We start from the raw sequence: 25,450 nt of genomic DNA on the forward strand, positions 1-25,450 counted from the left end.
CGAACGACCGATACGCGCGGCGAGGCCGCGGAGGAGCACCATGTCGCAGCCGCCCACGGCACCGCAGGACCCGTACCAGTTCGACCCCTACCGGCCGCACGGCGCGGACCCCGCGCCGCAGGCGCCGTCGCACGACGCCTGGGCGCCGCAGGGCGAGCCGCAGACGCAGCCGTACGGCTCGGCCGACGGCGGGTACGGAGCTCCGGGCTACGGTGCGGCACCGGACCAGGCGCCGTACGGGGCCGCGCAGGCGCCCGCGTACGGCACGGACCAGCAGCAGGCGTACGGCCAGCAGCCGGGGTACGGCCAGCCCTACGGCGACCCCGCGCAGCAGCCGTACCCGCAGCCCTACCCGGACCCGGCGCAGCAGGCGTACGGCAGCCCGTACGGCAACGGCTACTCCGCGTACACCGCGCCCGCGCCGTCCACGAGCACGATCGCGATCGTCGGGTTCGTCCTCGCGATCCTGGGCTTTCTCGGCAGCTGGATCCCGTTCGTCAACGTCTTCGCCGCGCTGCTCGGCATCACGGGCGTCGTGCTCGGGTTCGTCGGGCTGTCCCAGGTGAAGCAGGGCAGGTCGGGCAAGGGCTTCTCGATCACGGCGATCGTCCTCGGCGTGCTGTCCGTCCTGGCGACGATCCTCATGTGGGTGGTCTTCGTCGTCGCGGCGAACGAGGCCTCGACGCAGTACGAGCAGACGCTCTCCGAGATCCAGGAGGACTCCGACCGCGCGTTCGGCGAGGCGACGGACGAGGTCCTCGCCAACGACCTCGGCGTCGAGTTCGGGACGTTCGAGGGCACGGCCGACGAGTACGGCTGGGTCGAGTCCGCGCTGCCGGTGACGTTCACGAACACCTCCGACGAGCCGCTCACGTTCGACATCGACGTGGACGCGGTCGCCGCCGACGGCACCGTGATCGAGACCGACTGGGCCTACTCCGAGACCCTGGAGCCGGGCGCCTCGGAGACCGTCGAGATCTTCGACCTCATCGACGCCGAGAACCTCGAGGCCATGAAGACGGCCACGTTCGAGATCACGCAGGCGAGCGCGTACTGAGCCACCCTGCGGTCCCGGTCCGGCACGGTGCCGGACCGGCTTGGCACGAGAGCGGAGAACGACGTGACCTACCCGACGTGGGGAGACCAGGGAGCGCAGCACCCGAGCTCCTTCGCCCCGCCGCCCCCGAGCGCACCCGGCGCGGGCCCAGGAGCGCCGGGACACGGCGGGCCGGCCCCGACGTGGCCGGCCCAGGCCGCGCACCCGTCCGCTCCCTACGGTGCCGGGTTCGCGCCGAGCAGCGGGCCCCCGCCGAGGCCGCCGGCCGGTAACGGAGCCGCGGTCGCAGCGCTCGTCGTCGGGATCGTCGCGCTGCTCCTGTGCCTCGTGCCCGTGGTCAACGTCGTGGCCGGGATCCTCGCCCTCGTCGCCATCGGACTGGGCATCGCCGGGCTCGTCCGGGCGGGTCGGGTGCCCCGAGGGACCGGCACGGCGATCACAGGGCTGTGCCTCGGTCTCGTCGCGGGACTGGGGTCGATCGTGTCGACCGTCGCCTACGCCGCGATGGAGCCCGCCGAGGTCACCTGGGTCGACACCGCCGAGACCGCGACGGCTCCGGAGCCCGACGACATGACGTCCGACGACGTGGAGGCGCCGGGCGACGAACCAGTGGCGACGGAGCCGCTCCCGGTCGAGGAGCCGGTGACTCCGGCGCTGCCGGCGGTCGGCACGCCGGTGCGTGACGGGGACTTCGAGTTCGTCGTCGGCGGGATGGAGTGCGGGGTCATGCGCGTGGGTGACGACTACTTCTCCGAGACGCCGCAGGGGCAGTTCTGCATCGTGTCCCTGACCGTCACGAACGTGGGCGACTCCGCGCAGACGTTCTTCGGGAGCAACCAGTACACGGTGAACGCGGCCGGCCAGGAGTACTCGGCGGACGACGTCGCGGGGCTCTACCTCGGCGACGACGTCCAGTCGTGGATCGAGCCTGTGAACCCGGGCAACTCGATCTCGCCGCGCGTCGTCTTCGACGTGCCCCTCGACGGTGCGCCGGTCAGCATCGAGCTCCACGACTCCGCCTTCTCCGGCGGGGTGCTCGCAGCGCTCGGCTGACGACCCTGCCCGCTCCGCGACACGACGACCCGTACACCCCGAAGAAGGGCTCACCGTGAGCAGCGACCCTGACGAGCGCCGCGCGCCGGCCTGGGGGACCGCGCCCGAGGCCGGACCCGCCCCGACGAGCGCGTCGACCGGTGCTGCTGCATCAGGCCCGGCCGACCCGGGTGGCGAACCGCACGCCGGGACGGCCGGCGGGTCGGTGGAGCCCGCTGCGGGCTCCGGCCACCGGAGGCGCTGGTCGTGGACGACGGCCGCGCTCGTGGCCGCGACCCTCGGCGTCCTCCTCGTCGTCGCCGTGCTCGCCACCGAGGCGGTGACGGCGCGGCGCGGCTGGGCGCACGTCGGGGGTCTCTACGCGGTCGCGGGCGCCGCGGTGGTCGCGGTGGGCGCGGTCGTGTGGCGGCGCGGCACGCGCGGCGTGGCGGGTGCCACGCGCGCGCTGGTCGCGCTCCTGGCGGGCACCGTGGTGCTCACCGCGTGGGTCACGGTCGACGTCATGACGGCCGGCGGGCCCGGGTACGGTCCCGGCAGCTCGCTGCGCGGGTATCCGTTCGGCGGCGGCTACGACGAGGGGCCGGAGATCGGCGCCGCCTCGGACCGGGTCTGGTACGGGGAGTCCGTGCGCTACGCGGACGGCCTGGTCGTCGCGGTGTCCGCCCCGCAGCCGTACACGCCGACCGAGGACGTCCTGGAGCGGGAGGACGACTACCCGGACTCGGTGCGCCTCCGCGTGCGCGTCACCAACGGCACGGGGCAGGAGGTCGACCCCGACGGGCTCGAGCTGCAGCCCGTGTCGGGCGGTCTCGTCGCTCGCAAGGTCTACGACTACGCACCCGACGTGCTGCTCGACGACCCGGACACGATCGCCCGGGGGACGAGCGCCGAGTGGGACCTCGTCTACAACGTGTACGACCCGGAGGACGTCGTCGTCGGGGTCGAGCCGACCTGGGGTAACTACGCGGTGGCCGTGTTCTCCTGGTGACCCCGGACGCGCCGGGTGTCGCTGCGTGCGTCACTCCGTGCGGTCGAGGTACTCCCGAGCGAGGCGCTTCGGGGCACGCGACAGCCAGGCGTCCTGGAGCAGCTCCTCGAGCTCCGGCACTGCCAGCAGGTCGAGCCGCGCGAGCACGATCGGGTACCCGTCGAAGTGGCTCGTCGTGAGGAAGACCGCGGGGTCGTCGCCGAGCAGCGCGGCCTTCTCGCCCTCGTCGGCCACGCGGAACGCGATGGGTGGCTCAGCGGGCGCCGTGTCACCGAGCTCGTCGAGGTCCCTCGCGCGCAGCGGCCGCTCCCAGACGAACAGCTTGCCGTGCACGGTCCACTGGCGCGGACCCTTGAGGTCCGTGTCCGGTAGCACCGCCACGATCCGCTCGACGTCCTCCCACGAGGCCATGCCTCCACGGTAGGCCGCTCGTCGACGACGGACCAGACGGGGCCCGGCCCGGCCCGACGCGCGGGTCAGTAGGGCGCGACCTTCCCGAGCGGCGGGAAGATCTCGTCGAGCTCCACCAGGTCTTCGGCCGTCGGGGTCCAGGCCCCGGCCGCGGCGTTCTGCCGCACCTGCTCGGGCTTCGTCGCACCGGCGATGACGCTCGACACCTGCGGGCGCGACAGGAGCCACCCGAACGCGACCTGGACCTCGGTGATGCCGCGCACCTGGCAGAACGCGCCGAGGCGCGCGAGCGCCTCCCAGGGTGCCGACTCCAGGAGGTGCGGCTTCGTCCGGACGAGGCGGCCGTCGTCGGGCCGCGCGCCGTGCGCGTACTTGCCCGTGAGGAGGCCGTTCGCGAGCGGGAAGTAGGGGAGCACCCCGAGCCCGTACGCGGCCGCGGCGGGCAGCACCTCGAGCTCGGCCGCGCGGTCGACGAGGTTGTACTGGTTCTGCGCGGACACGAAGCGCACGGTCCCCGCGCTGCGGGCGGTGAACTCCGCCTCGGCGATCTGCCACCCCGCCCGGTTGGAGTGCCCGACGTAGAGCACCTTGCCCGCGCGCACGAGGTCGTCGAGCGCGGCGAGCGTCTCCTCGATCGGCGTCCGCGGGTCGGGCGTGTGGAACTGGTAGAGGTCGATCCGGTCGGTGCCCAGGCGGCGCAGCGAGTCCTCCACGGCGCGCACGACGTAGCGTCGCGACCCGCGGGCGTCGAAGTCGTCGCCCGCCGTGCCACGCATGGACATGCCGAACTTCGTCGCGACCACGACGTCGTCGCGGCGCGACCCGAGCGCCTGGCCGAGCAGCTCCTCGCTCAGCCCGGGTCGGCCCCCGTACGTGTCGGCCGTGTCGAAGAACGTCACCCCCGCGTCGAGCGCGGCGTCCACGACGGCGCGGGTCCCCTCGAGCGTCTCGGTCGCCGTCGTCGGACGGCCGAAGTTGTTGCAGCCCAGCCCGACGGCGGAGACGGCCAGTCCGGACCGGCCGAGGCGGCGCAGGGCGGGGCGGGGTGCGGTTCCGTCGTCAGCAGTCGTCATGCGGCGACCTTACGACGAGCCGCGGGCGGCCGTGACCGCGGACGCGCGCGTCGCGACCGCCGCGAAGAGCCGTTCGAGCGGTCCGCGACCGAGCGCCCAGCGCCACAGCGTCGCGGCCGCGAGCGTGGCGAGGGCGAGTGCAAGGAGGGGGCCGTTCGTCGTCTGCTCGTAGGCCGCGTCCCCCCACGCCCACAGCACGACGATCTGCGCGGAGTACACCGTGAGCGCCATCGCGCCGACCGCGGCGACGGGCGCCAGCACCCAGCGCCCGACCCGGCCCGCGAACAGGCACAGGCCCAGCACTGCGACGGCGAACCCGCCGGACCCCACGACCTCCGGGAGGGTATCCGTGTGCGGGCCGGCGAGCCACAGGTACGCGCTCGTCGGCCAGGGGTCGGACCAGTCCAGCGGTTCGGGCCGGAACGTGCTCGACCACGCCGCGGCGGCGTCCTCGACCGCCTGCGCCCCGCCGAGCGGACCGGTCATGGACGCGGAGAGGCCGTACCCGATCCCTGCCGCGAGCAGACCGCCGCCCACGAGCCCGACCCGCGTGGCGGTCGACGACAGGTCCGAGCGCCCGATCGCGATCCCGACGAGCACGTACGCCATCCACACGACGGCGGGGTAGTGCCCGGAGACGAGGAAGTCCGTGAACGCACCCGAGCCGTCGTCGGACAGGTGCAGCCCGGCGCGTGCGAGCACCTCGGGGAGCCAGTACGCGAGCAGCGGTCCGACCACCGCGACCGCCCCGGCGAGCACGAGCAGGTCGCGGCGGCGCCAGCGCAGGAACGGCAGGGCGAGCACGAAGTACGCGGCGTAGAAGCCGAGGATGAGCAGCACGCGCGTCCCGAGCAGGTCGAGCAGGCCCACGAGCCCGAGGAGCAGCACGGCGCGCACGAGGATGCGCGTGCGGGTCTGCAGCGCAGGCAGCCCGTCGAGCGGCGTCCGCCCGCCCGAGACGATCGCGAGCGACACCCCAGCGACGAGCGCGAAGAGGATCGACGACCGCCCGTGCGACAGGGAGAGCCAGCCGGAGGCCTCGCCGAAGTCGTCGGAGGTGTACCCGACGTGGGCCGCGAACATCCCGAGGACCGCGATGCCGCGCGCGACGTCGACCCCCGTCACCCGGCCCGGGCCCCCGAGCAGGAGGGCGGCGTGCCGCCGCGCGAACCCGGGGGAGGAGCGAGCGGGGTCGCCAGGGGCGGGGGTCATGCCGGTCGCGGCCGTCATGGGGGGATTGTCCGTGCGCGGGCGCGCTCCCACCCGGCCGCCACGCCGGAGCGGACGGCGGTGCGATCCCCGCGCGGACCGCGCGCCCAGAGTGTGAGAACGGGGTCGAGAACGATCCATGTCCGGCCTACGGTGCGGGTATGACGCACACCCCCCACGGCGCCGACGCGGCCGCCGAGCACCACGCCGACGCCCCCACCGGGGCCGGCAGCGACCCCGCGCAGGAGTCCGAGTCGTACACGCACGGGCACCACGAGTCCGTGCTGCGCTCGCACCGGTGGCGCACCGCCGAGAACTCGGCCGGGTTCCTCCTGCCGCACCTGCGCGCGGGCATGAGCGTCCTCGACGTCGGCTGCGGCCCGGCGACGGTCACCGTCGACCTCGCCGACCGCGTGGCCGGGGGACGCGTCGTCGGGGTCGACGCGTCCGAGGCCGTCCTCGAGAGCGCGCGCGAGCTCGCCGCCCAGCGCGGCACCGCGAACATCACCTTCCAGCACGCGAACGCGTACGAGCTGCCGTTCGCGGACGGCACGTTCGACGTCGTCTACGCGCACCAGCTCCTGCAGCACCTGTCCGACCCGGTCGGCGCGCTGCGCGAGATGAAGCGCGTCGCGAAGCCCGGCGGGCTCGTCGCCGTGCGCGACGCCGACTACGCCGCCATGACCTGGTACCCCGAGTCCCCGGGACTGACCGAGTGGAACACGCTCTACCACGAGGTCACGCACGCGTACGGGTTCGAGGCCGACGCCGGCCGTCGCCTGTTCTCCTGGGTCCAGGACGCCGGGTTCGACCTCGACGGCATCGTGCCCAGCGCGAGCACCTGGTGCTACGCGACCCCCGCCGACCGCACGTGGTGGGGCGGGCTCTGGGCCGAGCGCTGCGTCGCGTCGAACTTCGCGGTGCAGGCGAAGGAGTCGGCGCTCGCGGACGACGTCGCGCTCGAGCAGCTCGCGCAGGACTGGCTGCGCTGGGCCGAGGAGCCCGCGGGCTGGTTCGCGGTCCTCAACGGCGAGGTCCTCGCCCGCGTGTGATCGCGGTCGCGACCCGGTCCCGCGCGGTCGGGCGGGCGCAGGCCGGATAGCCTGAGCCCGTGCGCATCGCGAGATTCACCACCGGAGACGACCCCCGCTACGCCCTCGTCCAGCAGGAGGGGGACCGCACGTACCTCGCGGTCCTCACGGGCGACCCCCTCTACATGCCCGTCACGCCGACGGGCGAGCGCATCGAGCTGGGCGACGGCGTCCGGCTGCTGGCGCCGGTGATCCCGCGCTCCAAGGTCGTGGCCGTGGGCCGCAACTACGCGGACCACGCGAAGGAGATGGGCAACGACGTCCCGACGAGCCCGCTGCTCTTCCTCAAGCCGAACACGTCGGTCGTCGGCCCGGACGACCCGATCGTCCTGCCCGACTTCTCGCAGGAGGTCTCCTACGAGGCGGAGCTCGCGATCGTCATCGGTCGGCTCGCCAAGGACGTGTCGCCCGAGGCCGCGCCCGGCTACGTGCTCGGCTACACGGTCGCGAACGACGTCACCGCGCGCGACGCGCAGCGCACCGACGGGCAGTGGGCCCGCGCCAAGGGCTTCGACTCGTCGTGCCCGCTCGGCCCCTGGATCGACACCGACCTGAACCCCGAGGACGTCGGCGTGCGCAGCCGCGTCAACGGCGAGGTCAAGCAGGACGGCCGCACGAGCGACATGATCTTCGACATCCCCTTCCTGGTGTCGTACATCTCCGAGGCGATGACCCTCCTCCCCGGTGACGTCATCCTCACCGGCACGCCCGCCGGCGTCGGCCTGGTCGACGTGGGCGACCGCGTCGAGTGCGAGGTCGAAGGGCTCGGCGTCCTGAGCAACCCGGTCGTCCGGCGCCACTGACGGTGGGACGCGCCCCGGGTCGTACCGTCGCGCGCGGGGCGGGCCGGGGCGCCGTCGTGCCGTGCGGCGTCCCGGACTGACTGAGACGACGGCGCGGGTGACGTCGGACGCCCGGGCGGCGGACGGCGTCGGGCAACTACGCTGGGCACCGTGATCCCCGCACCTGGCTCCTCGCCCGTCCGCGTCCGCTTCTGCCCGTCCCCGACCGGGACGCCGCACGTCGGGCTCATCCGCACCGCGCTGTTCAACTGGGCGTACGCGCGGCACACCGGCGGCACGTTCGTGTTCCGCATCGAGGACACCGACGCCGCGCGCGACAGCGAGGAGAGCTACCAGCAGCTCCTCGACGCGCTGCGCTGGCTCGGGCTCGACTGGGACGAGGGCGTCGAGGTCGGTGGCCCGCACGAGCCGTACCGGCAGTCGCAGCGCGCGGACATCTACCAGGACGTCATCGCGCGGCTCGTCGAGGGCGGGTACGTGTACGAGTCGTTCTCGACCCCGGAGGAGTCCGACGCGCGCAACGCCGCCGCGGGCGTCAAGACGAAGGGGTACGACAACTTCGACCGCACCCTCACGGACGAGCAGAAGGCCGCGTTCCGCGCCGAGGGACGCGAGCCGGTGCTGCGCCTGCGCATGCCCGACGAGGACATCACCTTCATCGACCTGGTCCGCGGCGAGATCACGTTCAAGGTCGGCTCGGTCCCGGACTACGCGCTCGTGCGCGGCAACGGCCAGCCGCTCTACACGCTCGTCAACCCGGTCGACGACGCGCTCATGGGCATCACGCACGTGCTGCGCGGCGAGGACCTGCTGTCGTCCACGCCGCGGCAGATCGCGCTGTACCGGGCGCTGCTCGAGATCGGTGTGGCCGAGGTGATGCCGGAGTTCGGCCACCTCCCGTACGTCATGGGCGAGGGCAACAAGAAGCTCTCCAAGCGCGACCCCGAGTCCAACCTGTTCCTGCACCGCGAGCGCGGCTTCACGCCCGAGGGCCTGCTCAACTACCTCGCGCTGCTCGGCTGGTCCATCTCTCCGGACCACGACATCTTCACCGTCACCGAGCTGGTCGAGGCGTTCGACGTGCACGACGTGCTGCCCAACCCGGCGCGCTTCGACCTCAAGAAGGCCGAGGCGATCAACGCGACGCACGTGCGCCTGCTCGCCCCCGAGGACTTCCGCGACCGCCTCGTCCCGTACCTGCACGCGGGCGGCCTGGTCCCCGCGGACTCGTTCGCGGACCTGTCCCCGCGCAACCAGGAGATCCTCACGGCGGCCGCGCCGCTCGTCCAGGAGCGCATGGTGCTGCTCGGCGAGTCGGTCGGCATGCTCGGCTTCCTCTTCACGGCCGACGATGCGCTCACGGTCGAGGACGACGCGCGCGGCGCCCTGCGCGACGACGCGAAGGACATCCTCGCCGCCGCGATCACCGCGCTCGACGTGCTGCAGGACGGCGAGTTCGTCACCGCCGCGATCGAGGAGCGCCTGCGCGACGCGATCGTCGAGGGCATGGGCGTCAAGCCGCGGTTCGCGTTCACGCCGCTGCGCGTCGCGCTCACGGGCCGCCGCGTCTCCCCCCCGCTGTTCGAGTCCATGGAGCTGCTCGGCAAGGGCTCCACGCTGGAGCGGCTCGTGCGCCTGCGGGACGCGCTGTGACGGTCCTCGGCCACTCGGCGGCCTCCGCGCCGCTTGAGGGCGTCCTGTTCGACGTCGACGACACGCTCGTCGACACGCGCGCCGCGTTCGCCGCGTCGATCGCCGCCGCGTCGCGCGTCTGGCTCCCGCACCTGCCCGAGGAGCGGTACGACGAGGTCCTCGCGCTGTGGCGTTCGGACCCGAACGGGCACTACCGCGCGTACACGCGCGGCGAGGTGGACTTCGACGCGCAGCGCATGGCGCGCGCGAACGAGCTCCAGGCGACGTTCGGCGGCGAGCTGCTCGACGACGCCGCGTACGTGGACTGGAAGGACCTCTTCTGGGGCACGTTCGAGGCGTCCTGGGCGGCGTTCGACGACTCGCGCCCGGTCGTGGACGCGCTCGTCGCCGCCGGGGTACGGGTCGGGTCGCTGTCGAACGCGCGCGTCGAGCTGCAGACCCGCAAGCTCGCCGCCGCGGGCCTGCCCGACGTCCCGCTGCTCGTCGGCGTGGACACGCTCGGGTTCGGCAAGCCCGACCCGCGCGTGTTCGCCGAGGCGTGCCGCCGGCTCGGGACCGACCCGGCCCGCACGGCGTACGTGGGTGACGAGCTCGACGTCGACGCGCGCGCCGCGCTCGCGGCCGGCCTCGTCGGCGTCTGGCTCGACCGGCCCGGCACGCGCCGCGGCGGCCCGCACCCGGAGGACCCGACGTCGGCCCGCGCGTCGGGCGTGCACGTGGTCCACGCCCTGGCCGACCTGCCCGCGACCCTCGGAATCGCCGTCCACGCCCGCGCCGAGGCCCCCACGCCGAGGTAGAGCCCTGGTCTGCCGAGGTAGAGCCCTGGTCAATGACCAGGGCTCTACCTCGCGTTACCAGGGCTCTACCTCGCGCCACCACGGTTCTTTCTCGCGTGACCAGGGTTCTCCGCCGGCGGGGACCTGTCAGGTGAGGAGCAGCACGCCGACGAGGGCCGTCGTCGTGGCGAGGAGCGCCGACAGCCCGCCCAGGACGAGCGCGCGCCGCCCGGTGCGCAGCAGGTACGGGACGTCCACGCCCAGCCCGAGCGCGAACATCGCAGCGACGAACGCGAGCGTCGTCGCGGTCGCGAGCATGGCGAGCAGGGGCTCCGGCACGACGCCCAGGCTGCGCAGCGCCACCGCGGCCACGAACCCGACGACGAACCACGGCACCGGCGCGACCCGCGGCGGGGCCGCGTCCGTCGTCGTGCCCGCGGCCCCGGGGTCGCCCGCGCCGGCGGAGCCGACCCGGGCGAGGGCCGCGCGCCGGGCCCCGCGGGCCACGACGACGCCCGCGACCGTGACGAGCGGGGCGAGGAGGGCGACGCGCGCGAGCTTGGCGACCGTGGCGGTCGCGAGGGCGGGGTCCGAGATCGTCCCGGCAGCCGTGACGACCTGGGCGACCTCCTGCACGCTCGCGCCGATCCAGAGCCCGGCCTGGCCGTCGGCGAGGCCGACCAGCGACGCCAGCCAGGGCAGCGCGACGATCGCGAGCGTGCCGTAGACGGTGACGAGCGCGAGCGAGGCCGCGACGCCGTCGTCGTCCTCGCGGACCTGACCGGGGGTGCGCCCGGGGCCGGCGACGACGCCCTGCATCGCCGAGATCGCCGCGGCCCCGCACACCGAGAATCCGGTCGCGACGAGCAGCGTGGTGACGCGCGGCACGCGGAGTACGCGACCGAGCGCGAGCGTGCCCGTGAAGGTGACGAGGAGGGTCGTCGTGACGACGACGAGCCCGCGCCAGCCCAATGCGAGGACCTCGGGCACCGAGAGCTGGAACCCGAGCAGCACGACGCCCGTGCGCAGGACGACGCGGGACGTCCACGCGACCCCGGGCCGGGTCGCCGCGACCGCGACCGCCCCGCGCCGGGTCCTGCCCGCCCGGCCCAGGACCGGCGCGACGAGCGCGCCGAGCACGAGCGCGACGACGAGCGGCGACACCGTCGGGACGAGCCGCGACCCGAGCAGCACGAGGACCGTCGCCCCGGCGACCAGCACGAGCCCGGGCAGCGCACGAGAGCCCGCGGTGCGGCGGGACGTGCTCGCCGTCGCGACGGGTGGTGCGGTGCGGGTCGTGCGGGGTGCGGGAGGGGCCATGCTCACGAGCCTGCTGCGTGCGGCGACGCCGCGGAAGAGCGACCTGCCTCGCAACCCATAGAGTGGTCCTATGGCCCAGACCTCCCGCGACCGGACCTCGCTCTCCGCGCTCGAGCTGCTCGTCGCGACCGACTCGCACGGCTCGATCAGCGCCGCGGCGCGGGCGCTCGGGGTCGCCCAGCCGACGGCGTCGGCGGGCCTGCGCGCGCTGGAGCGCCGCCTCGGGCTCGAGCTCCTCGAGCGCACGACGCGCGGCTCCCGGCTCACGGAGACGGGCCGCGCGACCGCCGCGTGGGCGCGCGAGGTGATCGAGGCGTCGGACCGCTTCGAGACGTCGGTCGCCGCGCTGCGCGACGCCCCGGCCGCCCGGGTGCGCGTCGCGGCGAGCCTCACGGTCGCCGAGTACCTGGCGCCCCGCTGGCTCGCGCGCCTGGCGCTCGAGGGGTCCGGCCCCGGCGGGGGCGCGCCGGACGTCGAGCTCGTCGTGCGCAACTCGCGCGAGGTGACCGACCTCGTCCTCGACGGCGCCGTGGAGCTGGGCTTCGTCGAGAGCGCGACCCTGCGTCGGGGGCTGCGCAGCCGCACCGTCGCGCACGACCGGCTCGTCGTGGTCGTCGGGCCGGCGCACCGGTGGGCGCGGCGGAGCGCGCTGCGGGTCGACGAGCTGCTCACGGGCGGCCTGGTCGTGCGCGAGCGCGGCTCCGGGACGCGCGAGACGCTCGAGCGCGGGCTCGCGGCGGTCGGCGAGCGCCTGCCCGACCACCTGCCCTACCTCGGCTCGACGGCGGCGCTCAAGACCGCCGTGCAGCACGGCGGTGCCGTCGCGGTCCTGTCGAGCCTCGCCGTCGCCGACGACGTCGCGCGCGGCGCGCTGGTCCGGGTCGCCGTCCCGGGGCTCGAGCTCGAGCGTCGCCTGCGCATGGTGTGGAAGGACGGCACCGCGCTCTCGTCGGCCGCGCGCCGCATCGCCGCTGCGGCCGCCGTCTCGTCGGGCTGACCTGGTCCCGCGCGGGGTGCGACGTGGTGCGTCAGCGCACCGACGCGTCCCAGCGCCAGCGCGTGCGCTGCTGCCGGCCGGGCAGCTCGCCGCGCCCGGTCGCCCACAGGAGCAGGAGGTCCGGGTCCTCGTCCGGTCCCGGGTCGACGTCCGGGAAGAGGCGCGCGAGGACCCGCGGCGCGAGGCCCGCGGGGAACGGCACGTGCTCGCCCGCGAGCCCGAGCACGACGTCGTGGCCGTGCACGAGGACCTCGACGACCCCCATCGCCGCGAACCCCGCGGCGTCGGAGGTGCCGTAGGGGTGATAGGCGCGCGCTGCCGCCGCTCGGGTCTCGGCGAGCGTCGCGAGGAGCTCGCCGCCGCCGAGCAGCGCCTCGGCCAGTCCCGCCGTCCCGGCCGCTCGGTCGACGTGCGCGATCTCGTCCTCCCCGCGCGGCCCGACGAGCGGCACGTACGCGAGGCGCGGGAGCGCGGCGAGCTGGAGGGCGTAGGCGAGCAGGTCGTCCACGACGTGCTCCGCCGTCGTCCAGCACGACCACCGCACCGGGCCGGCCTGCGCGTCGAACGCCGAGGCGGGGTGCCGGACGAGGTGGTCCGCGAGCCAGCGCGCCGCCGTCCGGACGTCGTCGCCGGTGACGGCGTCGGGGACGCGGTCGTCGGCGTGGCCCGGGCGCGTGCTCACGCGCTGCCCGGGGCGGCGAGCATGTCGGCCCGCCAGCACTCGGCGAGGTACGGGAGGTCCACCTGGGCGCGCCCTGCGAGGTCCGGGTGGGTCGTGACGAGGTCGTCGATCTCGCCGAGCAGCTCCTCGCGACGCGCGTCGGGGAGCGTCAGCAGGTAGCTGCGCGACGCGGCGAGCGGGCGGAGGGACGACGTCGGGACGCGGTCGGCCCACGGCACCGTGCGGTGCTCGGGCGGGGTGAAGAGCTGCCCGGCGAGCACGGGCTCGCGGTAGCTGTGCTCGAGGGTGTCGCCGCGGTGGATCACCTCCGTGAACCGGCCGACCCAGTCGACCGCGTTGTCCCGCACGTTCCAGACGATCCCGAGACGGCCGCCGGGTCGCAGCACGCGCGCGATCTCGGGCTGAGCGGCGGGGGAGAACCAGTGCCACGCCTGCGCGACGAGCACGGCGTCGACGCTCGCGTCGGGGAGAGGGATCGCCTCGGCCGAGCCGGGCAGGGCCCGCGCGTCCGGGACGGACTCCGCCAGGCGGGCGCGCATCGCGTCCGAGGGCTCGACGGCGACGACGTCCAGCCCGCGAGCGACCAGCCGCTCGGTGAGCTTCCCCGTGCCCGCGGCGAGGTCGAGGACGCGCCGCGCCCCGTCGGGCAGGAGCCAGTCGACGGCCTCGTCCGGGTAGGAGGGCCGCGTGGACGCGTACTGGGCGGCCCCCTGCTCGAACGACGCGGCGCGGTCTGCGCGCGAGCCGGGGTCGGGGGAGTCTCCTGTGCTCATGCACCGACGGTGCCAGACGGCGACGCCGCACGTCGACCCGGGACGCCCGTGCGTGCCGGCCCCCCGTGGTTCGGGCCGCATTTGGTCCGCGTCGTCATGTCCGGTAATGTTCTCGGCCGGTGGGACCTCCACAAGAGGGAGCCAGGGGACGAGTCTCGACTCGTCGCGACGGCTCCTCGACGGTGGCTGGTTACCCCCTTGGGGTATGGTGTAATTGGCAGCACGAGTGATTCTGGTTCACTTAGTCTAGGTTCGAGTCCTGGTACCCCAGCGAAGAGCTCCGGCTCAGATCGAGCGGTCAAGACCGCGCGAAACATGAGGTAGAGTTCTCGACGGAGAAACGGACCGGAAACGGCCCGAAGATCCACAGGCCCCCATCGTCTAGCGGCCTAGGACGTCGCCCTCTCACGGCGGTAACACGGGTTCAAATCCCGTTGGGGGTACAGAGAAAGGCCCGGTCACCATCACGGTGACCGGGCCTTTGTCATGCTCGGAGAAGCGTGAGCAGCGCTCGACGCGACGTGTCGTGGTGCTAGCACGCGCCGTGTGACGAAGGTCGCGGCCCTCGGTGGGGACGGGTGATCGCCGTGCTGGGCACGAAGGAACCGTCAGCCCGCGCTCGTGAGCTCGTCGAGGTGTCGTCAGGGTGCGCCGTCGCGACCCGGGCCGGGCTCGTAGGGCTTCGGGATCGGCGTCGGCGTGGGGCGCGGGTGGATGACCGGCACGTAGGTCGCCCGGTGCTCCCCGGAGACCGCCCAGCCGGGCTCGTCGTCGTGAGGCTCCGTGGGGTGCTCGCCGCCGAGCCACCCGTCCCTGCGTCCCGTGGCGCCCTGCGCCGCCTCCGACGGCCCCGCGACCGGGATGGGCTGCGTCGGCCCGCTCGACTCGCCGGCCGCGCGCCCGGGGACCACGACCACGTGCTGGTCGGCGGGTGGGGGCGCGGGGACGGGCGGCAGGGTCTGGGCCGGGCTGCGGCCGTCCCACGCGGGGGCGGGCTCGACGGGCGCCGGCTCGGCCGGCTGGGGAGGGCGCGGGCCCGGCGGCGGGATCGACGCGGGGGCGGCTCCCTGGGTGCCGCCCTGTGTCGCGCCGGGGCCGTTCGGTCCCGTGCCGGGGCGGCTCCCGGGCGTGAAGAGCGTGTCGCACAGGAGGCGGTACGTCGCGTCAGGGTGGGAGACCCAGTCGATCTGGCGCAGCGCCTGGTCCTGCCCGGCGGACTCCAGGAGGAACTGCCCGTAGCCGAAGACGCGCCCGACGGGCGAGCGCCCGTAGTTCATGTCGGTGACCTTGGTGAGCGGCATCATCGCGACCTTGTGCGTGATGAGGCCGTACAGCAGGAGCAGGCGCTTGTCGGTGGCGACGAACCACTCGTTGCGCCACTCGAAGACCTTCCACACCAGGCGCCCGGCGAGGATCAGCCACAGCCACCACAGGAACAGCACGCCGTCGCCGACGGCTGGTCCCGCCTGCACGACGAGCCACGCGACGAGGAACGCGCCCGCGACGGTGGTCACGACCGGCTCGAGCAGCATCCCCCAGTGGTGGCGCGTGGCCACCACGACCCGCTCGCCGCTCAGCACGTAGCGGTCGAGGATCCTGCTCCGGGGACGGCCGCGGGCCACGGTCAGTCCAGGAGCGAGTTGAAGAACTGGCCGATGGAGCTGAAGGCACCGAGGATGACGTCCCAGATGCCCTCGACGATGTCGGCGGCGCGGTCGGGGCTCCTGATGACCGCGTAGACGGCGAAGATCACGAGGACCCAGATCAGGGTCATCTTCACCTTCGGATGCATCGGGACTCCTCGTGTCTCGGGTTCGGACGGTCAGGTGCGCCCCCTGCCGCCGCCGCGCCGTCCGGCGCCGGGGCACGCACAGCATGGCAGCAGCCGGTGACATTTTGACAGGGCACGTCCCGTTTGCGGCCCGCGGCGCGCCGACGACGCCCGACACCGCGCCCGGTGCGAGCCCTTCGGCGCAGCGGCTACTCGCCTGCGCGGCGCAGCACCTCGGTGAGGCGGTTCGCGGCGGCGACGACGGAGCCGGAGTGCAGGCGGCCGGGCTGGCGGCTCAGGCGCTCGACCGGGCCGGAGATGGAGACCGCCGCGACGACCCGACCCGACGGCCCGCGCACGGGCGCGGACACCGAGGCGACGCCGAGCTCGCGCTCGGAGACGGACTGGGCCCAGCCGCGGCGTCGGACGCCCGAGAGGATCGTGGCGGTGAAGACGGCCTCGCGCAGGCCGCGGTGCAGGCGGTCGGGCTCCTCCCACGCGAGCAGGATCTGCGCCGCGGAGCCCGCGTTCATCGTGAGCGTCGCGCCGACCGGGATCGAGTCGCGCAGGCCCACCGGACGTTCGGCGGCCGCGACGCAGATGCGGTGGTCGCCCTGGCGGCGGTAGAGCTGGGCGCTCTCGCCCGTGTGGTCGCGCAGCGCGGTGAGCACGGGGTTCGCGGCGGCGAGCAGACGGTCCTCGCCGGCCGCCGTCGCGAGCTCGTTGAGCCGCGGGCCGAGGACGAAACGGCCCTGCATGTCACGCGCGACCATGCGGTGGTGCTCGAGCGCGACCGCGAGGCGGTGCGCCGTCGGGCGGGCCAGGCCGGTGGCCGTGACGAGCTGGGCGAGGGTGGCCGGTCCGGACTCCAGGGCTCCCAGGACGGAGGCCGCCTTGTCCAGCACTCCGACTCCGCTAGTATTGTCCATAGGTCGATATTGACGTCTCACGCACTGAGATGCAAGTCCGGCGCGGATGTTCCACCCGCTGGACGTTCTCCCCGGCAGGCTGCCGGACGGCGGACGATCGACCCAGGCGGTTCTCCATACCCCCCAGGAGCACCGTGACAGACGACGAGGAGATGAGCTACATGGCCGGCACGCTGGCGGAGAAGGTCTGGGACGCGCACCTGGTGCGACGAGGCACCGACGGGTCGCCCGACCTCCTCTACATCGACCTCCACCTCGTGCACGAGGTCACCAGCCCCCAGGCGTTCGAGGGGCTGCGCCTCGCGGGCCGCCAGGTCCGCCGTCCCGACCTCACGATCGCGACCGAGGACCACAACACCCCCACGCTCGACATCGACCTGCCGATCGCGGACCTCACCAGCCGCACGCAGATCGACACGCTGCGCAACAACGCGCGCGAGTTCGGCGTCCGCATCCACTCGCTCGGCGACGCCGACCAGGGCATCGTGCACCAGGTCGGGCCGCAGCTCGGCCTCACCATGCCGGGCCTGACGGTCGTCTGCGGCGACTCGCACACCTCGACGCACGGCGCGTTCGGCGCGCTCGCGTTCGGCATCGGCACCTCCGAGGTCGAGCACGTCATGGCGACCCAGACGCTCCCGCTCGCGCCCTTCAAGACGATGGCGATCAACGTCGACGGCGCGCTGCCCCCGGGCGCGACGAGCAAGGACATCATCCTCGCGATCATCGCGAAGATCGGCACCGGCGGTGGCCAGGGCTACGTCCTGGAGTACCGCGGCGAGGCCATCCGCAACCTCTCCATGGAGGCGCGGATGACGATCTGCAACATGTCGATCGAGGCGGGCGCGCGCGCCGGCATGATCGCCCCGGACGACACGACGTTCGAGTACCTCAAGGGCCGCCCGCACGCGCCCGAGGGCGCCGACTGGGACGCGGCCGTGGAGTACTGGCGCACGCTGCGCTCCGACGACGACGCCGTCTTCGACACCGAGGTCACGCTCCGCGCGTCCGACCTCGAGCCCTTCGTCACGTGGGGCACCAACCCGGGCCAGGGCCTGCCGATCTCCGCGACCGTCCCCGTCCCCGAGGAGATCGCGGACGAGAACGAGCGCGTCGCCGCCGAGCGAGCGATCGAGTACATGGGCCTCACGCCCGGGCAGCCGCTGCGCGAGGTGTCCGTGGACACCGTGTTCATCGGGTCGTGCACCAACGGCCGCATCGAGGACCTGCGCTCCGTCGCCAAGGTCGTCCAGGGCAAGCAGAAGGCCGACGGCGTGCGCGTCCTCGTCGTCCCGGCCTCCGCGCGCGTGCGCCTCCAGGCCGAGGCCGAGGGCCTCGACAAGATCTTCCTCGACTTCGGCGCCGAGTGGCGCAACGCGGGCTGCTCGATGTGCCTCGGCATGAACCCGGACCAGCTCCAGCCGGGCGAGCGCGCCGCGTCGACGTCGAACCGCAACTTCGAGGGCCGCCAGGGCAAGGGCGGACGCACGCACCTCGTGTCGCCGCTCGTCGCCGCCGCCACCGCGCTCCGCGGGACGCTCTCCTCGCTGAGCGACCTCGACCTGCCCGAGGGCACCGACATCACGTCCTTCGACGGCACGCCGCTCGCGCCGCTCGACCCGCGCGTGCTCGTGCAGGTCTGAGCCACCCGCACCGCGCCGCCCACTCGTCGCCCGAAGACTCGAAGAGGTTCCTGCCATGGAGAAGTTCACGACCCACACCGGCGTCGGCGTCCCGCTGCGCCGCAGCAACGTCGACACCGACCAGATCATCCCCGCCGTCTACCTCAAGCGCGTGACGCGCACGGGGTTCGAGGACGCGCTGTTCGCCGCCTGGCGCGGTGACCCCACGTTCGTCCTCAACCAGGACGCCTACCGGGCGGGCTCCGTCCTCGTCGCCGGCCCCGACTTCGGCACCGGCTCGTCGCGCGAGCACGCCGTGTGGGCGCTCAAGGACTACGGCTTCCGCGTCGTCCTCGCGTCGCGCTTCGCCGACATCTTCCGCGGCAACTCCGGCAAGCAGGGCCTCGTCGCCGGCATCGTCGCGCAGGAGGACATCGAGCTCCTCTGGAAGATCCTCGAGACCAACCCGGGCACCGAGGTGACCGTGGACCTGGTCAACCGCACCGCGTCCGCGCAGGACGTCACCGTGCCGTTCCAGATCGACGACTACACGCGCTGGCGCCTCATGGAGGGCCTCGACGACATCGGCCTGACCCTCCAGCACGAGGACGAGATCTCCGCGTTCGAGGCGACGCGGGCGTCGTGGCGGCCCAAGACGCTGCCCGCGAAGACGCTGCCCAAGGTCGAGATCGAGGCTGCTCGGCCGGTCTGACCTTCCTGGCTCGGGGGCGGGCTCTGGGGAGGTGACGACGGGTCTACCATCCGCGGGGCTCGTTCCTCGCCCCGCTCCCGGTCTTCGGTCGAGATCCTCCTGCGTTCGCAAGCTCACTCCGGAGTCTCCCTCGATCCAGGCCCACCACGACCCGTCGTCACCTCCCCAGACCCCGCCCGTGGTCGTGTCGCCGACACGTCACTCGCGCGGACCGATCGGGGACGACGGCGACTCGCACCGTCGGCGCCTCGCCTCCTCAGGGGCGGGGTGGGCCCTGGTGGATGGCGTCGAGGAGGGACTCCGGGGTCGCGGTCTCGGGGTTCCAGCGGGACTCGACCCACCAGGTGGCGCCCGCGTCGGCGAGGCCGGCGAGCTGGTCGGCCGCCGCGGAGCGGTCCGCCGGGAGCTCGCCCTGGACGACGACGTCGAACGGGCGGCCCGCGTCGAGGCCGAGCTCCGCACGGCGCGTGGTGAGCCAGGCGGCCAGGGCGGAGACGTCGTCGGGCGTGGGCACGTCGAAGCCGCGCTCGCCGCGGAGCTGGAGCACGATCCCGTCGGCGCGCAAGGTGCGGTCGAGCGAGCGCACCGGCGGGCGCTCGGCGTCCCACACCCCGACCGGCCAGACCGGCACGTGGTGCCCGACCACCGGGCGTTCCACGGGACGCGGGAGGAAGAGCATCTCGCCCGCGTGCACGTGCGTGCCGTCGAAGGCGAACTTCTCCCCGGACCAGGCGCGGTCGAGGTAGGCGAGCGCGTCGTCGAGCAGCTCCGCGCGCTCGCGCAGGGACTGGGGCTGGCCCGGGACGGCGGAGAAGCCGCCGTCGTCGAGCACGCCCACGCCGACGGGCAGGACCAGGCGCCCGCCCGACAGGTGGTCCACGGTGAGCGCCTGCCGCACGACCTCCCACGGCCTGCGGCGCGGGAGCGCGAAGACCATCGCCCCGAGCGCGATGCGCTCGGTGCGGACCGCCGCCGCGGCGAGGACCGACCACGGGTCGAACGTGTCGACCGGCATCGACAGCAGGCTCAGCCCGTCCCACGAGAAGAACCCGTCCCAGCCGGACTCCTCGGCGCCGACCGCCATGTCCAGCACCTGGGCCGCGGAGCCGAAGCTCCCGACCACCCCGACCTTGATCCCCGACCCTGTCTCCGTCGTCGCTGCGCTCATCCCGAGGACGCTACGCCCCGCCACCCACACCCGAGCCCGTCGAGTGCTGGGCAGGTGTCGCCGCCGGGCGCCAGCGACGACGAGTCCCCAGCGCTCAGGGGAGCGGGGTGACGTCGAGGCGGACGATGCGGCGGCGGGCGACGTCGGTCACGGTGAGACGGCGGTCGTCGACGTCGACGTGGTCGCCCACCGTCGCCAGCCGGCCGAGCTGCGCGACGACGTACCCGGCGACCGTCTCGTACGGGCCGTCGGGCAGCTCGACGCCGGTGCGCCGCGCGAACTCCTCGATCGTCTGCCCGGCGTCGACGCTCGTCGCGGCGCCGTGCTCGCGCGCCGGGGAGGGCTCGTCGGGGTCGTACTCGTCGCGGATGTCGCCCACGAGCTCCTCGACGAGGTCCTCGAGCGTGACGATCCCGTCGGTCCCGCCGTACTCGTCCACGACGACGGCGATGTGCACACCCTCGCGGCGCATCTGCGACATCGCGGGGAGGACGGTGTTCGTCGCGGGCAGGGCGAGGATCGGGCGGACGACGTCGCGCACCGCCAGGGCGCGCCCCGTCGCGGGGTCGGTCGCCGGGTGGTCGGGGCAGTCGCGCCCGAGGAGGTCACGCACGTGGAGGAACCCGACGACGTCGTCGAAGTCGTCGCCGGTCACGGGGTAGCGCGAGTACGGGCCCGCCGCGACGGTCTCCGCGGCGTCGGCGAGCGTCGTGTCGGCGCGCAGGAACGCGACCTCGCCGCGCGGCGTCATGGCCTCGGCGAGCGACCGGTCGCCCGCCTGGAACACGTCGTCGAGGATGCGGCGCTCGTCCTCGGGCAGCGACTCGTGCGCGAGCACGATCTCGCGCAGCTCCTCCTCGCTCATCTCCTCGCTGCGTGCGGACGGGTCGCCCCCGAGCAGGCGCACGACGCCGTCCGTCGAGCGCGAGAGCAGCCAGATGACGGGGCGCATGAGCGTCGCGAACCGGTCGAGCGGCGGTGCGACGACGAGCGCCACCCCGGCCGAGCGCTGGAGCGCGATGCGCTTGGGCACGAGCTCCCCGAGCACGAGCGAGAGGTACGCGATGACGAGCGTCAGCCCGACGAGCGCGACCGTGTCCGCGAGCCCGCTCGACAGCCCGAGGCCCTCGAGCGACGGCGCGAGGTCGGGAGCGAGCGTCGACGCGCCGTACGCCGCGGAGAAGAACCCCGCGACGGTGACGCCGATCTGCACGGCGGCGAGGAACCGGTTGGGGTCGCGCGCGACGGCCGCGACCCGCGCGCCGCGCGCGGACTGCTTCTCGAGCCGCGCGACCTGGCTCTCGCGCAGGGAGACGAGCGCGATCTCGGTGCCGGCGAACACACCGCCGACGAGGATGAAGAGCAGGACGAGTCCGATGTTGGCCCAGGTGCCGGAGTCCATGCTCCATCCAAGCAGGCCGCCCGGCCTGCCGGCGGGATCAGCGGTCGGCGGGGTTCCGACCGTCCGTCGGCTCGGGGTCGGTCGGCTCGGGATCGGCCGGGTCTGCGTCGGTCGGGTCTGCGTCGGCCGGGGCGGAGCCCTGCGGCTCGGCCGCCGATGCGGCGGCCCCGGCCGCCGTCCCGGCCGTCGTGCCGTGGGTCGCGTCGGTCGTCGCCTCGCCGGCGGCCGGCTCGCCGTGCTTGCGGCGGGGGACGACGTGCGCGACGAGGACCACGACGCCACCCACGAGGATGCCGACGACGGCCGAGCAGGCCGTGTTGACGAGCCAGCCCAGGAACCCGCCCACGCCCGCGACGCCGGTGACGGCGTGCTCGAGGTGGTGCACGACGTCGTACGGGCCGTGCCAGCCGAGGTCGTACGCGCCCTGCAGCAGGATGTGGCCGCCGACCCAGAGCATCGCGATGATGCCGACGAACGAGATGACGGACATGACCTTGGGCATCGCGCCGACGAGCCCGCGACCGAACGACTGGACCCACGGCGTGTCGCGCTGCGCGAGGTGCAGGCCGATGTCGTCCATCTTCACGATGAGCGCCACGACCCCGTACACGAGCACCGTGATGAGCAGCGCGACGATCACGAGGATGACCAGGCGGGACCAGAAGGCCTCCGAGGCGACCTCGTTGAGCGCGATGACCATGATCTCCGCGCTGAGGATGAAGTCGGTGCGCACCGCGCTCGAGACCACCGAGTCCTCGTCGACGGCCTTCTTCTCAGCCTTCGTCTCGACCTCGGCGTGGTGCCTGCCCGAGACGAGCTCCCAGACCTTCTCAGCACCCTCGAACGCGAGGTAGGTCCCGCCGAGCATGAGCAGCGGCGTGAGCAGCTGGGGCAGGAACTGGCTCAGCAGCAGGATCGCCGGGAGGATGAAGAGCAGCTTGTTGCGCAGCGACCCGACCGCGATGCGCTTGACGACGGGCAGCTCGCGCTTGGCGGCCAGCCCCTCGACGTAGCGCGGCGTGACGGCGGTGTCGTCGATGACGACGCCGGTCGCCTTGGCGCTGGCGCGCCCGGCGGCGGCGCCGACGTCGTCGATCGACGCGGCGGCGAGCTTGGCGAACGCCGCGATGTCGTCCAGGAGGGCAGCGAGTCCGAAGGCCATGGGGAGGTGCTCCGTGCGCCGGCCCGCGTCGCCGCGCACGGGCCCGCTGGTCGAGTGGACGCGGCGGCAGCATCGTAGCGAGTGTCGGCCCCGTGACGTCGTGCTCGCCCACACCACCCGTGCTCAGCGCGGCGCGGCGCGCGTCACGACGTTCACGACGTGCGGCGCGCGCACGACGACGCGCACGACCTCGCGCCCGGCGGTCGCCCGCGCAACGCCGGTCGTCGCGAGCGCGAGGTCGTGCAGCGCGCGCTCGCCGACGTCCGCGGGCACCCGCACCCGGTCGCGGACCTTCCCGTCGACCTGGACGACCGCCTCGACCTCGTCCGCGACGAGCAGCGCCGGGTCGACGACGGGCCAGGTCGCGTCGGCGACCGAGGGGTCGCGGCCCAGCCGGTGCCAGGCCTCCTCGGCGGTGTGCGGGGCGAACAGGCCGAGCAGCACCGCCACCGCCTCGACGGCCTCGCGCACCGCGGCCCCGTGCGGCGCGTCGGGCTCGCCCGGCGCCGGGCCCGCGTCGGACGCCCGCCGCGCCGCGGTGACGAGCTCCATGACGCGCGCGACCACCACGTTGAACCGGCTCCGGTCGAGCAGGTCCTCCGCCTCGCGCACGGTCGCGTGGGTCGCGCGGCGCAGGTCGTGCGCGCGCGACCCGGGCGCGACCTCGACGAGCGCGGCGTCGTGCGCCGCCGCGCACGACCGTGCACCCGGCCCGACGACGGAACCTCGGGCCGGCCCCGCGACCGGTCCGACCGCGTCGGCCAGCCGCAGCACGCGCGCGCAGAACCGCCGCATGGCGCCGGGGTCGACGTCCGCCCAGTCCACGTCGTCCTCCGGCGGCCCGGCGAACACCATCGCGAGGCGGACCGCGTCGGCGCCGTGCCGGTCGAGCTGCTCGCCCAGGTCGACGCCGTTGCCGAGCGACTTGCTCATCGCGCGACCACCGTTGAGGACCTGCCCCTGGTTGAGCAGCGTCGCGAACGGCTCGACGACGTCCACCCAGCCCTCGTCGTGCAGGAACTTCGTGACGAACCTGCTGTACAGCAGGTGCAGGATCGCGTGCTCGACGCCGCCCACGTACTGCGCGGCAGGCATCCACCGCCGCGCGTCCTCGGGTCGGAACGGGACGTCGTCGGGCGGGCCCTCGGCGCCCAGCGAGCAGTACCGCAGGAAGTACCAGGACGAGTCCACGAACGTGTCGAGCGTGTCCGGGTCGCGCTCCGCGTCCGCGCCGCAGCGCGGGCACGGCACGCGCCGCCACGCGTCGGCGGCGGGCGACGCGAGCGGTGAGCGCCCGCGGGGGAGCAGGTCGTCGCCGGCCAGGTCCGGCAGCCGCACGGGCAGCTCGTCGTCCGGGACGGGCACGACGCCGCACGCCGGGCAGTGCACGACCGGCACCGGTGCGCCCCAGTAGCGCTGGCGCGAGACCAGCCAGTCCCGCAGCCGGTACGACGTCGTCCGCTCGCCCGCGCCGCCGGCCTCCAGCCGGGCGACCGCGTCGTCGACGTCGGGCCAGACCTCGCCGGACCCGGCGGGCAGGCCGTGGGCGGCGGCGAAGCGCGCGTCGCGGTCGTCGTGCGCGGGCACGCCCATGACCGCGCCCGTCCCGTAGCCGGGCAGCACGTGGTCCGCCGCCCAGACGGGCAGCCGCTCGCCCGTCACCGGGTGGCGCACCCACGCGCCCAGGAACGTCCCGGCGCTCGGGCGCTGCGCGTTCGTGCGCTCGATCTCCCCGGACGCCAGCGCGGCCTCCCGGTGCCGGGCGAGCGCGTCCGCGTGCTCCGGCGTGCACAGCGACGCCGCGAGCGGCCCGTCCGGCGCGACGGCGACGAACGTCGCGCCGGGCAGGGTGTCGGGGCGCGTCGTGAACACCTCGACGTGCTCCGGGGTCGCGCCCGCGCCGGGCGACGCGCTCGCGGCCGGGCGCGGACCGCCGTCGGGCACGACCGCGAAGCGCACGCGTGCGCCCGTGCTGCGCCCGACCCAGTTCCGCTGCATCGTCAGGACCCGCGGGGGCCACGCTCCCTCGAGCGCGTCCATGTCGTCGAGCAGGCGGTCGGCGTACGCGGTGACGCGCACGAACCACTGCGTGAGCTCGCGCTGCACGACCGTCGCCCCGCACCGCTCGCACCGCCCGCCCACGACTTGCTCGTTCGCGAGCACGGTCTGGTCGGCCGGGCACCAGTTCACCGGGGCGGTCGCGCGGTAGGCGAGGTCGCGCTCCAGCAGCCGCAGGAACAGCCACTGCGTCCAGCGGAAGTACTCGGGGCGGTGGGTCTCCAGGCGGCGCGACCAGTCGAACGACACCCCGTACCGGTGCGCCGTCGCGGCCTGCGTCGCGATGTTCGTCTCGGTGAAGACGGCGGGGTTCTCGCCCCGGCGGATCGCCGCGTTCTCGGCGGGGAGCCCGAACGAGTCCCAGCCGATCGGGTTGAGCACGTCGAACCCGCGCAGGCGCCAGTACCGCGCGACGACGTCCTCCAGCGCGAACACCTCGGCGTGACCCATGTGCAGGTCGCCGGAGGGGTACGGGAACATCGTCAGCAGGTAGCGGCGCGGGCGCGCGCCGTCGTCGCGCGCGCGGAACGTATGGTGCTCGGCCCAGTACCGCTGCCAGCGGTCCTCGATCTCGCGCGTCGACGGGGGAGACGGGGGTACGGCGGGGTGGGGTGGGTGTGCGGCGTCCACGGGGAGGCTCCTCGAGAAGGTGGGCTTCGTCGTCGGGCACTCGCCCGGTCCGTGGGGACGCGCGGGCATCGCCGCGCTGAGCGTGCCCGCCCGGCGGGCTCAGCGCGGCC

23 protein-coding genes and 2 tRNA genes are annotated in these 25,450 nt (G+C 74.3%); 12 read left to right on the forward strand and 13 right to left on the reverse strand.

The window, feature by feature from the left end:
- The first annotated feature begins 40 nt into the window (after nucleotides 1–40).
- From ACZ402_RS05360 to ACZ402_RS05370, 3 genes are all read left to right on the forward strand, one after another.
- Nucleotides 41–1,057: a DUF4190 domain-containing protein gene (locus tag ACZ402_RS05360; protein ID WP_375824622.1), complete on the forward strand. Its 1,017-nt coding sequence runs from the start codon at nucleotides 41–43 to the stop codon at nucleotides 1,055–1,057.
- Nucleotides 1,058–1,120: 63 nt separating this feature from the next.
- A complete protein-coding gene (locus ACZ402_RS05365) occupies nucleotides 1,121–2,110 on the forward strand; it encodes a DUF4190 domain-containing protein (RefSeq protein ID WP_375824621.1) in 990 nt (329 codons plus the stop codon).
- Between the two features lie 55 nt (nucleotides 2,111–2,165).
- Nucleotides 2,166–3,098: a hypothetical protein gene (locus ACZ402_RS05370; protein ID WP_375824620.1), complete on the forward strand. Its 933-nt coding sequence runs from the start codon at nucleotides 2,166–2,168 to the stop codon at nucleotides 3,096–3,098.
- 30 nt (nucleotides 3,099–3,128) lie between these two features.
- Here the strand turns inward: ACZ402_RS05370 and ACZ402_RS05375 are convergent, their stop codons facing one another.
- The 3 genes from ACZ402_RS05375 to ACZ402_RS05385 all read right to left on the reverse strand — a co-directional run bounded on the left by ACZ402_RS05375 (nucleotide 3,129) and on the right by ACZ402_RS05385 (nucleotide 5,812).
- A complete protein-coding gene (locus ACZ402_RS05375; protein WP_375824619.1) occupies nucleotides 3,129–3,509 on the reverse strand; it encodes an MmcQ/YjbR family DNA-binding protein in 381 nt (126 codons plus the stop codon).
- 65 nt (nucleotides 3,510–3,574) lie between these two features.
- On the reverse strand, nucleotides 3,575–4,582 hold the full coding sequence (locus ACZ402_RS05380; protein WP_375824618.1) for an aldo/keto reductase: 1,008 nt from the start codon (nucleotides 4,580–4,582) through the stop codon (nucleotides 3,575–3,577).
- Nucleotides 4,583–4,591: 9 nt separating this feature from the next.
- Nucleotides 4,592–5,812 carry a heparan-alpha-glucosaminide N-acetyltransferase domain-containing protein gene (locus ACZ402_RS05385; RefSeq protein WP_375824617.1) on the reverse strand — a complete coding sequence of 407 codons (1,221 nt, stop codon included), beginning with the start codon at nucleotides 5,810–5,812 and terminating at the stop codon, nucleotides 4,592–4,594.
- A gap of 140 nt (nucleotides 5,813–5,952) precedes the next feature.
- On the opposite strand from ACZ402_RS05385, the gene ACZ402_RS05390 reads away from it, so the two are divergent.
- The 4 genes from ACZ402_RS05390 (at nucleotide 5,953) to ACZ402_RS05405 (ending at nucleotide 10,135) form a co-directional block, all read left to right on the forward strand.
- Nucleotides 5,953–6,843, forward strand: a complete 891-nt coding sequence (locus tag ACZ402_RS05390; RefSeq protein WP_375824616.1) for a methyltransferase domain-containing protein — start codon at nucleotides 5,953–5,955, stop codon at nucleotides 6,841–6,843.
- A 59-nt stretch (nucleotides 6,844–6,902) separates the two neighbouring features.
- Nucleotides 6,903–7,685, forward strand: a complete 783-nt coding sequence (locus ACZ402_RS05395; RefSeq protein WP_375824615.1) for a fumarylacetoacetate hydrolase family protein — start codon at nucleotides 6,903–6,905, stop codon at nucleotides 7,683–7,685.
- A gap of 150 nt (nucleotides 7,686–7,835) precedes the next feature.
- Nucleotides 7,836–9,338 (forward strand): glutamate--tRNA ligase, encoded by a 1,503-nt coding sequence (gene gltX, locus ACZ402_RS05400; RefSeq protein ID WP_375824614.1) that lies wholly within the window; start codon nucleotides 7,836–7,838, stop codon nucleotides 9,336–9,338.
- Nucleotides 9,335–10,135, forward strand: a complete 801-nt coding sequence (locus ACZ402_RS05405) for an HAD family hydrolase (RefSeq protein ID WP_375824613.1) — start codon at nucleotides 9,335–9,337, stop codon at nucleotides 10,133–10,135. Before gltX ends, ACZ402_RS05405 begins: the two co-directional genes overlap by 4 nt.
- Nucleotides 10,136–10,261: 126 nt before the next feature.
- Here ACZ402_RS05405 and ACZ402_RS05410 read toward each other — a convergent pair whose 3' ends face one another.
- Nucleotides 10,262–11,434 (reverse strand): YeiH family protein, encoded by a 1,173-nt coding sequence (locus ACZ402_RS05410; RefSeq protein ID WP_375824612.1) that lies wholly within the window; start codon nucleotides 11,432–11,434, stop codon nucleotides 10,262–10,264.
- Nucleotides 11,435–11,504: 70 nt separating this feature from the next.
- On the opposite strand from ACZ402_RS05410, the gene ACZ402_RS05415 reads away from it, so the two are divergent.
- Entirely contained in the window at nucleotides 11,505–12,431 is a 927-nt protein-coding gene (locus ACZ402_RS05415; RefSeq protein ID WP_375824611.1) for a LysR family transcriptional regulator, read from the forward strand.
- Nucleotides 12,432–12,462: 31 nt separating this feature from the next.
- On the opposite strand, the gene ACZ402_RS05420 is transcribed toward ACZ402_RS05415, so the two are convergent.
- Entirely contained in the window at nucleotides 12,463–13,113 is a 651-nt protein-coding gene (locus ACZ402_RS05420; RefSeq protein WP_375824610.1) for a hypothetical protein, read from the reverse strand.
- Complete coding sequence (locus tag ACZ402_RS05425; RefSeq protein WP_375824609.1) at nucleotides 13,110–13,886, reverse strand: class I SAM-dependent methyltransferase; 777 nt, start codon at nucleotides 13,884–13,886, stop codon at nucleotides 13,110–13,112. Before ACZ402_RS05425 ends, ACZ402_RS05420 begins: the two co-directional genes overlap by 4 nt.
- Before the next feature lie 199 nt (nucleotides 13,887–14,085).
- Between ACZ402_RS05425 and ACZ402_RS05430 the strand changes: the two genes are divergently transcribed.
- Both ACZ402_RS05430 and ACZ402_RS05435 read left to right on the forward strand, forming a co-directional pair.
- A tRNA-Gln gene (locus tag ACZ402_RS05430) sits at nucleotides 14,086–14,157 on the forward strand.
- Nucleotides 14,158–14,256: 99 nt separating this feature from the next.
- Nucleotides 14,257–14,329 (forward strand) — tRNA-Glu (locus ACZ402_RS05435).
- Nucleotides 14,330–14,527: 198 nt separating this feature from the next.
- Here ACZ402_RS05435 and ACZ402_RS05440 read toward each other — a convergent pair.
- The 3 genes from ACZ402_RS05440 to ACZ402_RS05450 all read right to left on the reverse strand — a co-directional run bounded on the left by ACZ402_RS05440 (nucleotide 14,528) and on the right by ACZ402_RS05450 (nucleotide 16,586).
- Nucleotides 14,528–15,508: a PH domain-containing protein gene (locus tag ACZ402_RS05440; RefSeq protein ID WP_375824608.1), complete on the reverse strand. Its 981-nt coding sequence runs from the start codon at nucleotides 15,506–15,508 to the stop codon at nucleotides 14,528–14,530.
- 2 nt (nucleotides 15,509–15,510) lie between these two features.
- Nucleotides 15,511–15,678: a hypothetical protein gene (locus ACZ402_RS05445; RefSeq protein ID WP_167550992.1), complete on the reverse strand. Its 168-nt coding sequence runs from the start codon at nucleotides 15,676–15,678 to the stop codon at nucleotides 15,511–15,513.
- 188 nt (nucleotides 15,679–15,866) lie between these two features.
- Nucleotides 15,867–16,586: an IclR family transcriptional regulator gene (locus ACZ402_RS05450; RefSeq protein WP_024840729.1), complete on the reverse strand. Its 720-nt coding sequence runs from the start codon at nucleotides 16,584–16,586 to the stop codon at nucleotides 15,867–15,869.
- A gap of 161 nt (nucleotides 16,587–16,747) precedes the next feature.
- On the opposite strand from ACZ402_RS05450, the gene leuC reads away from it, so the two are divergent.
- Nucleotides 16,748–18,229, forward strand: coding sequence for a 3-isopropylmalate dehydratase large subunit (leuC, locus tag ACZ402_RS05455; RefSeq protein ID WP_375824689.1), 1,482 nt, complete (start codon nucleotides 16,748–16,750; stop codon nucleotides 18,227–18,229).
- A gap of 55 nt (nucleotides 18,230–18,284) precedes the next feature.
- On the forward strand, nucleotides 18,285–18,920 hold the full coding sequence (gene leuD / locus ACZ402_RS05460) for a 3-isopropylmalate dehydratase small subunit (RefSeq protein ID WP_087469387.1): 636 nt from the start codon (nucleotides 18,285–18,287) through the stop codon (nucleotides 18,918–18,920).
- 256 nt (nucleotides 18,921–19,176) lie between these two features.
- On the opposite strand, the gene ACZ402_RS05465 is transcribed toward leuD, so the two are convergent.
- The 4 genes from ACZ402_RS05465 to ACZ402_RS05480 form a co-directional block, all read right to left on the reverse strand.
- Nucleotides 19,177–20,088, reverse strand: coding sequence for an LLM class flavin-dependent oxidoreductase (locus tag ACZ402_RS05465; RefSeq protein ID WP_375824607.1), 912 nt, complete (start codon nucleotides 20,086–20,088; stop codon nucleotides 19,177–19,179).
- A gap of 94 nt (nucleotides 20,089–20,182) precedes the next feature.
- Entirely contained in the window at nucleotides 20,183–21,490 is a 1,308-nt protein-coding gene (locus tag ACZ402_RS05470; protein WP_375824606.1) for a hemolysin family protein, read from the reverse strand.
- A gap of 37 nt (nucleotides 21,491–21,527) precedes the next feature.
- Nucleotides 21,528–22,652, reverse strand: coding sequence for a DUF808 domain-containing protein (locus ACZ402_RS05475; RefSeq protein ID WP_375824605.1), 1,125 nt, complete (start codon nucleotides 22,650–22,652; stop codon nucleotides 21,528–21,530).
- A 123-nt stretch (nucleotides 22,653–22,775) separates the two neighbouring features.
- Nucleotides 22,776–25,409 (reverse strand): leucine--tRNA ligase, encoded by a 2,634-nt coding sequence (locus ACZ402_RS05480; RefSeq protein WP_375824604.1) that lies wholly within the window; start codon nucleotides 25,407–25,409, stop codon nucleotides 22,776–22,778.
- Nucleotides 25,410–25,450 lie beyond the last annotated feature (41 nt).

Source organism: Cellulosimicrobium sp. NPDC030954, from assembly GCF_055571305.1.